The sequence below is a fragment of the Lysinibacillus fusiformis genome (assembly GCF_016925635.1).
GTDB lineage: Bacteria > Bacillota > Bacilli > Bacillales_A > Planococcaceae > Lysinibacillus > Lysinibacillus fusiformis_F.
On record NZ_CP070490.1, the window covers coordinates 1,415,298 to 1,428,668 of the forward strand.

Annotated in this window: 14 protein-coding genes and 1 riboswitch; of the genes, 9 read left to right on the forward strand and 5 right to left on the reverse strand. The window is 37.0% G+C overall.

Going from position 1 to position 13,371, the window contains the following annotated elements; genetic code table 11:
• Positions 1-14: 14 nt before the first annotated feature.
• Entirely contained in the window at positions 15-1,211 is a 1,197-nt protein-coding gene (locus JTI58_RS07050; protein ID WP_205446042.1) for an MFS transporter, read from the reverse strand.
• 172 nt (positions 1,212-1,383) lie between these two features.
• Here JTI58_RS07050 and JTI58_RS07055 point away from each other — a divergent pair, with 172 nt between their 5' ends.
• Complete coding sequence (locus JTI58_RS07055) at positions 1,384-2,262, forward strand: LysR family transcriptional regulator (RefSeq protein WP_205446043.1); 879 nt, start codon at positions 1,384-1,386, stop codon at positions 2,260-2,262.
• Positions 2,263-2,784: 522 nt separating this feature from the next.
• Here the strand turns inward: JTI58_RS07055 and JTI58_RS07060 are convergent.
• Entirely contained in the window at positions 2,785-3,225 is a 441-nt protein-coding gene (locus tag JTI58_RS07060; protein WP_205446044.1) for a VOC family protein, read from the reverse strand.
• A 331-nt stretch (positions 3,226-3,556) separates the two neighbouring features.
• Here JTI58_RS07060 and JTI58_RS07065 point away from each other — a divergent pair, with 331 nt between their 5' ends.
• Positions 3,557-4,402, forward strand: a complete 846-nt coding sequence (locus JTI58_RS07065) for an aldo/keto reductase (protein WP_205446045.1) — start codon at positions 3,557-3,559, stop codon at positions 4,400-4,402.
• A 55-nt stretch (positions 4,403-4,457) separates the two neighbouring features.
• Here JTI58_RS07065 and JTI58_RS07070 read toward each other — a convergent pair whose 3' ends face one another.
• Positions 4,458-4,841: a winged helix-turn-helix transcriptional regulator gene (locus JTI58_RS07070; protein ID WP_205446046.1), complete on the reverse strand. Its 384-nt coding sequence runs from the start codon at positions 4,839-4,841 to the stop codon at positions 4,458-4,460.
• Positions 4,842-4,950: 109 nt separating this feature from the next.
• Here JTI58_RS07070 and JTI58_RS07075 point away from each other — a divergent pair, with 109 nt between their 5' ends.
• From JTI58_RS07075 to JTI58_RS07095, 5 genes are all read left to right on the forward strand, one after another.
• Complete coding sequence (locus JTI58_RS07075) at positions 4,951-6,135, forward strand: MFS transporter (protein ID WP_205446047.1); 1,185 nt, start codon at positions 4,951-4,953, stop codon at positions 6,133-6,135.
• A 159-nt stretch (positions 6,136-6,294) separates the two neighbouring features.
• On the forward strand, positions 6,295-7,245 hold the full coding sequence (locus tag JTI58_RS07080) for an ABC transporter substrate-binding protein (RefSeq protein WP_205446048.1): 951 nt from the start codon (positions 6,295-6,297) through the stop codon (positions 7,243-7,245).
• 74 nt (positions 7,246-7,319) lie between these two features.
• Positions 7,320-8,891 carry a helix-turn-helix domain-containing protein gene (locus JTI58_RS07085; RefSeq protein ID WP_205446049.1) on the forward strand — a complete coding sequence of 524 codons (1,572 nt, stop codon included), beginning with the start codon at positions 7,320-7,322 and terminating at the stop codon, positions 8,889-8,891.
• A gap of 126 nt (positions 8,892-9,017) precedes the next feature.
• Positions 9,018-9,416 carry a YuzC family spore coat inner layer protein gene (locus tag JTI58_RS07090; protein WP_205446050.1) on the forward strand — a complete coding sequence of 133 codons (399 nt, stop codon included), beginning with the start codon at positions 9,018-9,020 and terminating at the stop codon, positions 9,414-9,416.
• A gap of 96 nt (positions 9,417-9,512) precedes the next feature.
• Positions 9,513-9,619: riboswitch (SAM riboswitch) on the forward strand.
• 90 nt (positions 9,620-9,709) lie between these two features.
• Positions 9,710-10,447 carry a cyclase family protein gene (locus tag JTI58_RS07095; RefSeq protein WP_205446051.1) on the forward strand — a complete coding sequence of 246 codons (738 nt, stop codon included), beginning with the start codon at positions 9,710-9,712 and terminating at the stop codon, positions 10,445-10,447.
• Between the two features lie 30 nt (positions 10,448-10,477).
• On the opposite strand, the gene JTI58_RS07100 is transcribed toward JTI58_RS07095, so the two are convergent.
• Together JTI58_RS07100 and JTI58_RS07105 are read right to left on the reverse strand one after the other, a co-directional pair.
• The gene (locus JTI58_RS07100) at positions 10,478-11,074 is read right to left on the reverse strand and encodes a DedA family protein (protein WP_205446052.1); all 597 of its coding nucleotides are present in this window, start codon (positions 11,072-11,074) and stop codon (positions 10,478-10,480) included.
• Between the two features lie 71 nt (positions 11,075-11,145).
• Complete coding sequence (locus JTI58_RS07105; protein WP_205446053.1) at positions 11,146-11,919, reverse strand: Cof-type HAD-IIB family hydrolase; 774 nt, start codon at positions 11,917-11,919, stop codon at positions 11,146-11,148.
• Positions 11,920-12,255: 336 nt separating this feature from the next.
• Here JTI58_RS07105 and JTI58_RS07110 point away from each other — a divergent pair, with 336 nt between their 5' ends.
• Both JTI58_RS07110 and JTI58_RS07115 read left to right on the forward strand, forming a co-directional pair.
• Complete coding sequence (locus JTI58_RS07110; RefSeq protein ID WP_205446054.1) at positions 12,256-12,939, forward strand: DUF2225 domain-containing protein; 684 nt, start codon at positions 12,256-12,258, stop codon at positions 12,937-12,939.
• A gap of 22 nt (positions 12,940-12,961) precedes the next feature.
• Complete coding sequence (locus JTI58_RS07115; RefSeq protein WP_205446055.1) at positions 12,962-13,315, forward strand: hypothetical protein; 354 nt, start codon at positions 12,962-12,964, stop codon at positions 13,313-13,315.
• The last annotated feature ends 56 nt before the right edge of the window (positions 13,316-13,371 follow it).

The following is a 13,371-nucleotide window of genomic DNA, read 5'->3' on the forward strand; positions in this document are numbered from 1 at the left end:
TCATCCGCTTTTTGCTATTGTATTGAACTTTTATGTTGCAAACGGTCTTCATTCTTCATTCCTATTCGTTTCATAGCAATCGCACTACTAACGATTAACACGAGCGCACCAAATAAATAAGGTAAATTAATATGGACATCAAATAAATATCCTGCTAGCACTGGTCCAAAAATTTGACCGAGGCTCATATAAGCATTATTTAAACCTGCCACAAATCCCTGTTCATTCCCTGCTTCTTTCGACAATAGTGTATTAATGGTAGGACGCAAAATATTATTAAACGAAAAATAGAGCATGGTTATCACCATTACATAGAAAAAATTAGCTGATAGAAGCAAGAGTACAAGCGCTGAAGCCGAGAGAAGAAGCATACTGCTAATAATCCGCTTTTCTCCAAATCTACTCGTAAGCCAGCCTGTTAATAATAATTGAGTCACTGTTCCCCCTAAGGAACAAATCATAAATAAAATAGAAATCTGTCTAGTTGTAAATCCATATTTCTGTGTTACGACTAATGGATATGCTGTTTCAAAATGAGCTAATCCAAATGTCAGTGAAAACACCATAAATAGCAAAATAAAGTACGGTGATTTGATAGATTGAACAAGCTGTATAAAAATGTTTTCTTTCTTGAAAGTAGCTTCTATTTGTACACGAGCTTTTTGTGATTCGGGCAATATCACTAGACAGCTCATCGCAGCTACAAGACCAACAAGTGCCGAGGTAAAAAATGGCGCACGTATACCTAATTCTGCTAAAAGCCCTCCTAACCCTGGTCCAACAATAAATCCCGAAGACATGGATGCACCTAAAAAAGACATGGCTCTCGTTCTCTTTTCATCCGAGGTAATATCTACAATATAGGCCATAATAGACGGAACTAATGCCGCAGAACCCATCCCTCCAATAAACCGTGCCACGAGAAAAATAGTAAAATTGCTTGCAAGAGCGCCAATTAGATTGGATAAGGCAAACAATAATAAGCCAACGATAATCATTGGCTTACGACCATATCTATCAGCAATATTCCCAGCTATAGGAGAGAATAAAAATTGCGTTAAACCGAAAGCAGATACTAAGTAACCTGCTGCTTTACCACTTGCTCCAAATTCGATTAAAAGCTGAGGGAGAATAGGTATGACAAGTCCTGCACCAAGCATCGCAAGAAACATATAAACCAATAAAAGTGAAAATACTGTTTTAGTTTGCATTGATTTTTTCTCCTTCACGCTTAGGTGCATTGGTCTAATTTCTAGTGATAAAAAAGGAAAAGCTCTCCTTTTTTCTTTTCACTAACTATGCTAACATGGCTTTAACTATATGAAAAATATTAAAAAAATATATTTTACTTAGGTTTTACCTATAATAAGGGGTGTTTAGGATTTGGATATTCGACAGTTACGCTATTTTATTGCAATTGTGGAAGAAAAGAAGATTTCTGCCGCGGCAGAAAGGTTACATATTTCTCAGCCACCATTAAGCCAGCATTTAAAAACGATGGAGGAAGAGCTCGGTTCAAAATTGGTAGAAAGAAGCGGGAAATATTTCGAAGTAACTGAGGCGGGAAAGACCTTATATAAATATGCATTGCAGGTTGCTCAATTAATGAAAGAGGCAGAAGCAGAGGTTAAGGATGTTGGATTAGGCCTTCATGGACGATTGACATTAGGCATTAATACATTTTCAGTTGTTGAGCTGCCCCAATTGCTACAACAATTTCAACAACATTATCCAAAGGTGACCTATAAAATTCAACAAAACGAATCTTCTTATCTTTGTAAATTAGTAAGGGATCGTGTTGTAGAACTTGCCATCATTCGCTTACCTTTAGAATTAGATGATTTCTCTGTTCTTCATATGTACTCAGAACCATTTTACTTTATACAATCCAAGAAGTTCGACTTGTTAGAACACGATGTTTCTTTAGCTGAAATACAAAATTGGCCAATCCTTTTACCAAGCACAGAAGGGTTAGGCGTACATTATTCGATATTAGAAGCATTTTCTCGCTTCCAGTTGCAGTCCCATATTGTCGGAGAATGTTCAGATACGGCACTGTTAATGAACTTAATTGCTTCTGGCTTTAGCTCCTCTATCGTACCTGAAACCATTTTAAAGCAATATGAAGATTTACCACTTCATGCATACAAAATCCCATCAGCAGAATTATCCACTTCCGTAGGACTTGTATGGCTAAAGAATCATTACTTATCCAAAGCCGCTCAAAATTTTGTGGATTTAATGAGGGAGCACTATTGTTAACGGTTAATAAAAATGAGAGCAAACTAGAAACGTTAGTTTACTCTCTTTTCTTAGTGTTGAAAAACAAAACAGTCAATTGAAAGGTAGAAATGGATTTCCGTTGCAGGCTACTTGCTTTCCTGTGGGCGAGCGCCGAGCCGCTTCCGCTCCGTTTAAAGGCTCGCCTGTCTCGCTATCCCACGGGAGTCAAGTAGCCTTCCACTCCAACCCATAAATATTTAACTTTTTAGCAAAGGTTTTCAAATAAAGTGAAGGTGTTCACTACCCTTTATGAAGAGGTGTTGTCACGCATCACTTCCCCAATAAGAGCTTATCCCCTCTAAAGTATACAGATAATGGTTGATTGGAGTGGAGCCAGCGTCACTCCAAGGGGCTTTAGCGTCACAGAGGAGACCCTGGAGCGAACGTTAGTGAGTGAAGCGGCTCATCGGATGCCCCTGGAAAGGACGCTGGCGGAACGGAAATCAACCTCTCACCTTGCAAAGTTGCTTTTTCTGCCGTTGATATCATCTTTTTGAACAGTTATTGAATAATCAGCATATCATTCTCATCAAACTGCCACATGTCGCCATAGGCAACCTCCCAATAGTAGCCATTTGGATCTTGAAAATAGCCACTATAGCCACCCCAGAATACCGTTTCGGGCTCTTTAACAATTTTGGCTCCGGCCTTTTTTGCTAATGCAAAGACTCGATCCACTTCTTCTTTTGATTTACCATTATAGGCAAGAGTGATTCCGCCAAAGCCTTGACTAATTTCTGGTGGATTGGCTTCATTGATATCTTTGACCAAGCGTTCAATTGGAAATAACGATATTTTTGTTCCTCCATTATTAAAGAACATAACATCGGGATTCGTCTCCTCTCCGTATACCACTACTTCAAAGCCAAGCCCCTCTCGGTAAAAAGTTAAAGACTCCACCATATCTTTTACACCTAATGTGATTAAATTTAATCGATTCATCTTCCAATCCCCTTTTTAAAGTATTACTATTTAAATTCTCTATCGAACATACATTTCCTTTTATTACTCCAAGAAAAATATTCGTTTACTTCTGTCCAAATACTTTTTATAGACCACTCAATTTTTTTTACTAGTAGTTAAGACCAATCAGGTGTTTACATTTTTATTTAATAGCTTCATTAATAAATATTTTTATTCCTCTAATCATTGTCAGCTCACAAAAGTTACCTCTACGTTTCTATGACACAAAAAAGTACGTACTTTTTTTGAGGGTATGTTAGCAGCATAATGAGTAAGCAATCAAACAATCACAAAACATGGAGGACTAAAAATGATTACTCATTTACAAGATACAATCACTTTAAATAACGGCCTACAAATGCCTGGTATGGGTTTAGGGGTTTTTCAAGTAGAGAATGATGCTACTGCTGAAATGGTTAAAAACGCTATTGAGGTCGGCTATCGTAGTATTGATACTGCTGCTATTTATGGCAATGAAGTTGGTGTAGGGGAAGGTATTAAACAGGCACTAGCATCTACTGGCTTGCAGCGTGAAGACTTGTTTATAACATCAAAAGTCTGGAACGACGGATTAAGCTATGAAAAAACCATTACGGCATATGAGGAAAGCCTAGAAAAACTAGGATTGGACTATTTAGATCTTTACCTTATTCATTGGCCTGGTAAAGATAAGTATGCTGATTCTTGGAAAGCGTTAGAGGACTTATACGATCAAGGAAAGATCAAAGCAATTGGTGTATGTAACTTTACTGTTGCGCACTTAGAAAATTTACTTTCATTTGCTCGTGTTAAGCCTGTTGTGAATCAGGTGGAATTCCATCCACGCTTACAGCAAGCTGAGCTTCGTTCATTTTGTGGCATGCATGATATTCAGCTTGAGGCCTGGGCACCTTTAATGCAAGGTGGACTTCTTGAAGATGCAACAATTTCGAAAATCGCTGAAAAATATGGAAAATCGAATGCTCAAGTTATTTTGCGCTGGGATATACAAAATGGCGTAATCACGATTCCAAAATCAGTACGTAGAGAGCGTATGATGCAAAACGCGGATATCTTCGACTTTAGCCTAACTAACGAAGAAATGGCTTTGATCAATGAGATGAACCTAGAACAACGTGTTGGACCAAATCCAGATGAATTTGACTTTGCTTTATAAGCACTAAAAAGGGAAAAGAGACTGTCTAATATGTGACAGTCTCTTTCTCCCCTCATTATGATGTTTGCTGCATAGCGATATCTTCATCACGTTGTTTTAACAGTACATCTTCACCTTTATCCTGTAATAATTCAACATGCTTTTCGCCCCAAGTGCAAAGCATGTTCAGAATAGGTTCCATCCCTTGTCCATAGGGTGTTAATGAATATTCAACTTTTGGTGGTACTTGATTGAAGACCTTTCGATTGATTAATCCAGCCTGCTCCAGTTCCCTTAATTGACTAGTGAGCATTTTTTGTGAAATACCTGGTATCAATCGTCGAAATTCATTTGTTCGAATTTTACCATGGTGGTTTAAATGACAAAGAATAACTGGTTTCCATTTACCACCAATAACTTCTAGCGTAGCTTCAACACCAATATTATAAATTTTTTGCATCGTAAACCTCCTGTAATATTCAAAAGTAACTAAAAGTACTCTACATGTCTTTTTGGTATGTATGAATATTACTACACACAATAAAAAAAATCAAAGGAGTAGTCGTAGTATGTCAAAATCAAAAAAGCCAAATGCTAAACTAACCTTGCTAGCCCTTGCAATCAGTGCATTTGGTATAGGGTCAACTGAATTTATCAGCGTAGGGCTTCTACCATTAATTACAGATGATTTTGGTATCTCTCTCAGCACAGCTGGCTTAACCGTTTCTATATATGCACTAGGGGTAACTGTTGGGGCTCCATTATTAACAGCCTTAACATCTCGCCTTAGTCGAAAAATTGTATTATTGTTAGTCATGTCCATTTTTATAGTGGGGAATTTAGCAGTCGCTTTAGCACCTAATTTCGCTTTACTATTAATCGGACGCATTATTTCAGCATTAGCACATGGTGTGTTTATGTCCATCGCTTCTGTTATAGCAGCCGATGTAGTGGAACCAAATAGACGAGCAAGTGCTATTGCCTTTATGTTTACAGGCTTAACTTTGGCTACTGTAACAGGTGTTCCACTTGGTACATTTATTGGTCAAGTAACAGACTGGCGTATGTCATTCATCTTTATCGTTGTAATTGGAATCATCGGTTTAATTAGTAATGCGATTTTAGTACCTAGCCAATTATCAAAAGGCAATCTCATCTCTATTCGTGATATCGGCAAAGTATTAGGCAATATTCGTATGATCTTAATCCTGTTCATTACCGCAATTGGATACGGTGGTGCCTTTGTTGTCTACACATATGTTTCACCTATTTTAGAGCAATATATGGGGTATTCTCCTCATGCAGTAGTCATTATTTTAGTGGTCTATGGTATTTGCGTTGCGATCGGTAATACATTAGGTGGTTATTTTGCTAATCATAATCCGCTACGTTCGATCTTTATTATATTTGTAGGACTCGCCTTGGCCTTGCTTGGCATTGGCTTCACGCTCGAATCACCTATTATCGGATTAATCATGGTATTGGTAATGGGATTATTTATGTTTATGAATGTACCAGGATTGCAGCTATATGCTGTTCTACTGGCTGAAAAATATGTGCCATCAGCTATTTCTATGGCTTCTGCATTAAATATTTCCGCCTTCAACATTGGTATATTTTTAGGATCATATATTGGAGGCTTTATTATTCGCCATCAATCATTAGCACATACTCCCCTGTATGGATTTTTAATGGTTATGTTTGCAGCGATTGTTACATTATTATGGTTAATCTTCGATAATAAAAAACATTAGGAAGCCAAATTTCATTTTGTATAAAAAAGAAGTAGAGATTGTGTATTGTTTGTTGATATATTGTGTCCTATAATTTACTTGAATCAAACGAGAATGATTATCATTCTAGATTAAAATGATATTCTTATTGTTTTAGTAAATTTATAGGAGTGAATAGCAATGCGTAGAGGTCGATATTTTTCATTTGTAGTTTTATTTGCACTAATGTTCGTATTAAGTGCCTGTGGCTCAAATGAAGTAAAAGAGGATACAGCTAAAGAGGAACAATCAACTAAAGATACAAGAATTGTAGAAGATGAGTTTGGAAAAGTAGAAATCCCTACAAACCCACAGCGTGTAGCTGCTATCTATTTGGAAGATTATTTAACTGCCTTGGATGTAAAACCTGTAGTGCAATGGTATCACCCATCCTGGGGTAAACAAGACTATTTAGGATTAGATGCTCCTGAGTTCGACATTACTGGTAGTATAGAAACATTACTACAAGCTAAGCCTGATTTAATCATTGTAGATGGTGCAGCGGATAAGGCAAAGTATGAAGAATACTCGAAGATAGCGCCTACTTACCGCTTAAAAGAAGATATTCTACAAGATCCACGTGAAATTGTGAAAACTATAGCGGATGTTTTAAATATTCCGGATAAAGCAAAAGAAATGGTTGATCAATATGAGCAACGTGTAACCAATTTAAAAGCAGACTTAGATAAGTCTATTGGAGACGAAACAGTTGCTGTTGTACGTCTAAATGTAGCAGATAATACATTAGCGTTATTTGGCATTAAAAATCGCTATACTGGCTATATTTACACAGAGACAGGCTTAACACCACATCCATTAGCCCGTGACATGACAGAGTTCCACGAGATTTTATCTGAAGAGGCTATTCCAGAATTAGATGCGGATCATATCATCCTTTTCCCTTCAAACGGCTCTTGGGAGTCTGAAGAAAACCAAGAAGCAATTAAATGGTTAGATAGTACACTATGGAAAACACTACCTGCTGTAAAAAATGGGCATGTCTATATTGCTGATCGAACATATTGGCAATCAGGTGCCATCACAGCTAACTTGCTAAAGTATGATGATCTAGAGAAATGGTTCGTAAAATAATGTTCAAAAGAAAGCTCTTAAGAGGGCTTTCTTTGTGTTTTTCTTCAAATTCAACATAAAGGGGTGAATCACCAATGGGTAACTTAACACATGTTTATACGTTACAAAATATCTCTTATGCAATTCAATCATCAAACACGCAGTTGATTAGTAGTGATTTCTATACACTTTTCATCGTAATGAGTGGCAGTGGAAAGCTAGAAATAGATCATAACACTATACATCTTAGTGAAGAAAAGTGCATATTGATACCGCCCAATAACACGGTTAATATTTACATCCAAAGCAAGCACCTATGTTTTTATCAATTACAATTCAACATTGTCCATCTCAGTGATAATCAGACTATTTCTAACCATTTTACGCGTGTTAAAGAGCAACGTCTCCTCCCCGTTTCGCAATGTCACAGACTGCTAGAGGCCATTTATCAAAACCGCCTAGCGGAGGATGAGCACACGATTTTTGAGCAGCATGTGCACTTTCAAGAGCTGATGTTATTGCTCTTACATCAAGCTATACCCAAGCAGGTGCAAAAAAATGATCGCCAATCTGTTGAGCAGTCCATTAACCACTTGCATAAACATTTTGAAAAAGAGTGGACGGTTGAGCAGTTGGCCGAATTAGCCGATGTACCAAGATGGAATTATACGCGCATTTTCAAAGAGATTACGGGGCAAATCCCTCTTCACTATTTAAATAACATTCGTCTTGAAAAAGCTAAGCAATTATTAATGACGACAAATGATCGAGTATTTGAAATTAGTCAGTCTGTCGGATTTAATAATGAGTATTATTTCAATCGTCGTTTTAAAGAACAGGTCGGCATCTCTCCAGGGCAATATCGAAGAAATCAAAGCAGCAATCTACGTGTATTTGCACCATTTTTAGAAGATTTCTTTGTCGCCCTTGGGATTACGCCAATTGCTCAATTCAGTCATTCAAAATGGGGAAAACAAGACTATTTAGGTCTCCAAGAAGTGCCAGATATTGATGTACAAAATAGAGAAATGGATCAACTTCTTCACTATAAACCAACTCTAATTATGCTAGATTCTGGTGTAGAGCGTTGGGAATCCTTTCATCATTTAAGTGAAGTAGCCCCTGTCTGCCATATCTCACATCCTGGTGAGAACTGGCAATCTACTTTATTTAAAATTGCTGATTTAACAGGAAAAACTCCCTTGATGCAAGACGTGATCCTACAATATGAGGATAAGGTACAGCAAGCAAAGGGAATTCTTAGCAAATCCGTTTATGGGCAAAGTGTGGCATTTCTCCGTATTTCAGCCATTGGCATTACCCTATACGCTGGTCCTGAATGTGGCTATACGGGGCCCATTTTATATCGTGACTTAGGTTTAATGCCACATCCACTAGTATGGAGTATTCCGCACAATCAACGTAAAGCACAACTGACGTTTGATCAATTGCTGCAATTAGACGCAGATCACTTGTTTATTACATTTGATAAACAACATTCTATTTATGAAAATGAGGAACGTGCTATTTTAAAAACGCCCACTTGGAAAAACCTAGCCGCAGTTAAAAGTAAATGTGTCTATGAAGTAGACTTTTTAACATGGATGAATTATGGCATTTTATCACATAGTAAAAAAATTGATGATGTCTTGAATATCCTAGGCTAAACAAAAAGGAAGCCCACTATAGCTTCCTTTTTCAATGTTTTAGGACAAACTTGATACTGAAAGTAACACCGAAAGCCATTTGGCTACATAAGATAAGATATCAGCTATAGGATAGGAGGAATTACATTGTATTACAATCCTTATCCGTACTTTGTTCATCCCTATCATTATCCAACGTCGCCATCCGTCCATCAGCTTGCCGTAAGACCTATTCCTCAACATTTAGCAATGCCGACCACTAATCCCTTTCCACCTGTCGACACACATAAATTGAAAATTTCAGCTACACGGATAAAGGCGATGATGCAGCAAGCTCAATTACTTACGGATAAAATTGATAGCTCCCAACAATTTGCACATGATCTAATGAATGCTGCACAGCTTTCAAATAAAACAGAGGTTGATAGACTAATCACATCAACAGGCATCACGATGAAATTTGAAGCAAACTATACACCAGACAGTTTTAGAATACGTCTTATTGATCATGATTGTTGTGGAGTAACCTTAAACTTAAATTGGTGAAAAAACTTTAACCTTGTATCCCTAGTGAACTTGTAAACTATAAAAAACTATGCTAAAGTATTTGTATTGTTATTTCTGAAAATTCTTATATCACTTTTCTTATCAAGAGAGACGGAGGGATTGGCCCGATGAAGTCTCAGCAACCAGCTCAACAGTATGGTGCTAACTCCAATTGGCAAAATGATCCGCCTTGAAGATGAGAAGAAGAACTACCGTTGTTTTTGCAGGAGTCCTCTTCTATAAGGGGACTCCTTTTTATTTACCACTAATTTTAACAGAAAGCAGGGATATCAATGTCTAATGAACTTTTACAAGCATTGCAATTATTAAAATCAAAACAGTGGGTTGATTTAACACATACATTCGGCCCTAATTCACCACATTTTTTTATGTTTGAGGACGCTAAATTTGAAACATTATTTTCTCATGAGGATGGTTTTTTTGCCCAACAATTTACGTTCCCTGGTCAATATGGCACACATATCGATCCACCTATTCATTTTGTGCGAGACACTCGGTACTTAGAAGAATTAGAACTAAAAGAACTCGTTCTTCCCCTTGTCGTCATTGATAAATCACAAGAGGCTGCTAGCAACCATGACTTTTCATTAAGTGTTGAAGATATTCGTGATTTTGAAGCCCAGCATGGAGAAATTGAAGCAGGAACATTTGTAGCATTACGTACAGATTGGAGTAAGCGCTGGCCAGATAAGGAGGCATTCAGTAATAAGGATGCAGATGGACATAACCACATCCCTGGCTGGGGTTTAGAGGCTTTACAGTTTTTACTAAAAGAACGCAAGGTAAGCGCAATTGGTCATGAAACATTCGATACGGACTCTGCCGCTGATTTTCGTAAAAATAGCAAGCTAGATGGCGAATATTTCGTGCTTGAACAAGACACCTATCAAATTGAGTTAATGACTAATTTGGACAAGCTACCTGCGAAGGGCGCCATCATCTTCAATATCGTACCTAAGCCAGAAAAAGCATCAGGCTTCCCTGTGCGCTCATTTGCTATTTTGCCATAACATAAAAGTCGGTATAGCGTATACCGACTTTTATTTTTGTCCATTTCTTTTTTTGAATAAAAAGTAAGCAATAAGCATTCCTAGAATAAACAATAGGATGAGATAGATACTATAATGGGTTAAATAGTATCCAACAAATCGCCATTTCTCCCCAAGCATCTTTCCTAATGATATAAATGTGAACGTCCAAATAAATGCACCTGTATAGGCAAAAAGCGCAAACTTCCTATAAGGATAATTATTAATAGCTGCAATATATGCTGTCAAATGACGTACCCCAGGAATAAAATAGCCAATTAATAATAAGGTAGGTCCAATTTTTGTAAACATCTTTTTCGTAAAATCAATTTTTTGCTCTGTAATATGAATTTTAGGGCCATATTTCTGCAATAACGGTAAGCCAAAACGATAACCGATATAGTAGCTTAAAGTAATGCCTCCAACTGCACCAATCAGTGCACTGACTAAGGCAGGAATGTGTTCAAGACTTTCTCGGTAAACACTATAGCCTACATAAGTTAAAAAGACCTCATCAGGAAGTGGCAACCCAACAATGCCTCCAATTAGAATCACGATAATCCCAAAGTATCCGTAATGTTCAATTAGAGACTGCACGTGTTGTGCCATAAATCATCCCACCTAAAATTTATTAAAATCGACCTGCTATATAAGTTTCATGACAGTCTAACCTCAGCACTCTAAATGACTTGAAGTTGACGTAAAGCAAAATTGACACCGCCATCAGTAGATTTCTTTGTAACAAAATTGGCAGCACTTTTTAGAGCTGTGCTACCATTTCCCATGGCAATCCCTAACCCTACATACTCTAACATGTCAATATCATTATCCCCATCGCCAAAGGCAATGGCATTCTCAGGGCTAATATTAAAATAATCCAGTACCGCTTTAATAGCTAATGACTTCGAAACATCCTGCTGTAATACATTCACAATATAAGGATGCCATCGCTGCAAAAATATATTCGAAAATTGGCTAGCATATCTTTTTTCAGCCAGCTCATCTGCATACAGACACATGAGAAAAACCTCTTCATCTACAATTGTTTCATTTACAAGTGGAAAATCCCGTAAAGATAAAGTTTCTTGCATCGCTCTTAAAGCTACTGGACTTTGTATGCTATTCATGGACAGTTGCTCTGTAAAAAATGTTAGGCTATGCTGTTGTTCCTGCGCAAAAGCCTGTACATTTTGGACAATATCTTTAGCAATGGGTGTTTTATGTATGACAAGATCCTTATGTTTCACATAGGCTCCATTTGCTGTAATAAAGGTTTCAATCCCCAGCTCTTGTAACTCAGAGCACATGGATAAGGGTCTTCCGGTAGCCGCTACAAGATGGATTCCCTTGTCTTGCAATAGCTGAATAGCCTGTTTTGTACTTTCTTCCACACAGCCATCCTCGTAATTAATTAATGTGCCGTCTACATCAAAAAACACGATGTTATATTTCATTTTGAGTCCCCCTACATAAATAGTAATTTAGAACCACAAGAATCAAGTTTATTATTTCTTTTCCATGAAATATGTGAAAGTATTTTGACAAACTTTCAGCAAACTATATAACTTCCATTCGCAACACCGATAAAAACTATTACAAGCGTATTTATAATAATATTTAACTAATAAATCCATGAATATTTTTATTTTAATAATTCTAAAGGAGTATACCAAAGAACTCAAAATTGTTAAAATAAAAGATAATCACTTAAATACATTGAACGATAAATTCTTACGTATAAATAGAACAAAAGAAATAAAATTCTAGAGCACGCAAAGGAGTTGATTCTTATGGCATTTAACATTTACTACTATGAAAGTAGTGTAGATTGTAAATTTTGCAAAAAGCAGTTTACAACATATAAAGTTCGCCCTAATCGATATAAAATTATCGAAGAACAAACGGATTTCATGCCTGTTTATGATGGCCTAAACCCTTTGCTGTATGAAGTTGCCGTGTGTCCACATTGTGGCTATGCCTATCATAAATCTATGACACGGACATATGGACCTTTCATGCTACTCATTGATGAACTATACATTAAAGAGCTCCAGAAACCTATGGATATCTGTCAGGAACGTACAATTGATGATGCCATTATCAGTTTTAAGCTCGCCTATTTAGTATCCCGTGCATCAATGGAGGAAGCTCTTTTAATGGCGAATTTCGCTCTAAAAATTGCTTGGCTCTATCGATTAAAAAATGACGAAGAATCCGAAAAGCGCTACCTTTTTGCAGCTAGAGACTTTTATAGTAAATCCTTTGCCTCCAATCAAGAAGGTGGAGAGAGAATTCAGTTTTTACATGCTGAATTAAGCCTACGACTAGGTGACATTCCTGAAGCCAAAAAAGGATTTTCTCGCTTAATCGCTGATCGAAATGTTTCGGCGAAATATCGCAAGCTTGCACGTAATCGTTGGGAAAATTATAAATATGATGAACAACCTATAACAATTAATGAAATCATTAATTAATGGGACGAGGAGATGATTAGTTATGTTGCTATTTCAAAAGAAAATAGATGTGAGAGAAGAAGATATATTTTCAGAGTTACATCATTTTTTATTAAGAAAAAATAATCGCTACTTAACAAACGATGAAGTTGTCGCTTTAACAGGCGTATCATCCGAATTGCTTTACAAATGGGTAAAAGCAGGGAAATTAAAGAACTCCATTTTCCCTAATCTAGGAGCCCCTTGCGAACGATGTGGGCAGATTACACAAGCTAAAATTTGCGTAAGTTGCTCTTCCTCCATTGTTGGTACATTAAAACAAGAAGAAAAGGATCGTGCGTGGTTTAACCAAATTCAACGTAACCATGTAAGGGCAAGTACGTATCACTATAAATAGCATTCCTACATCTCCATCAATTGGAGGTGTTTTTCTTTTTATATAAGGAAATTTAA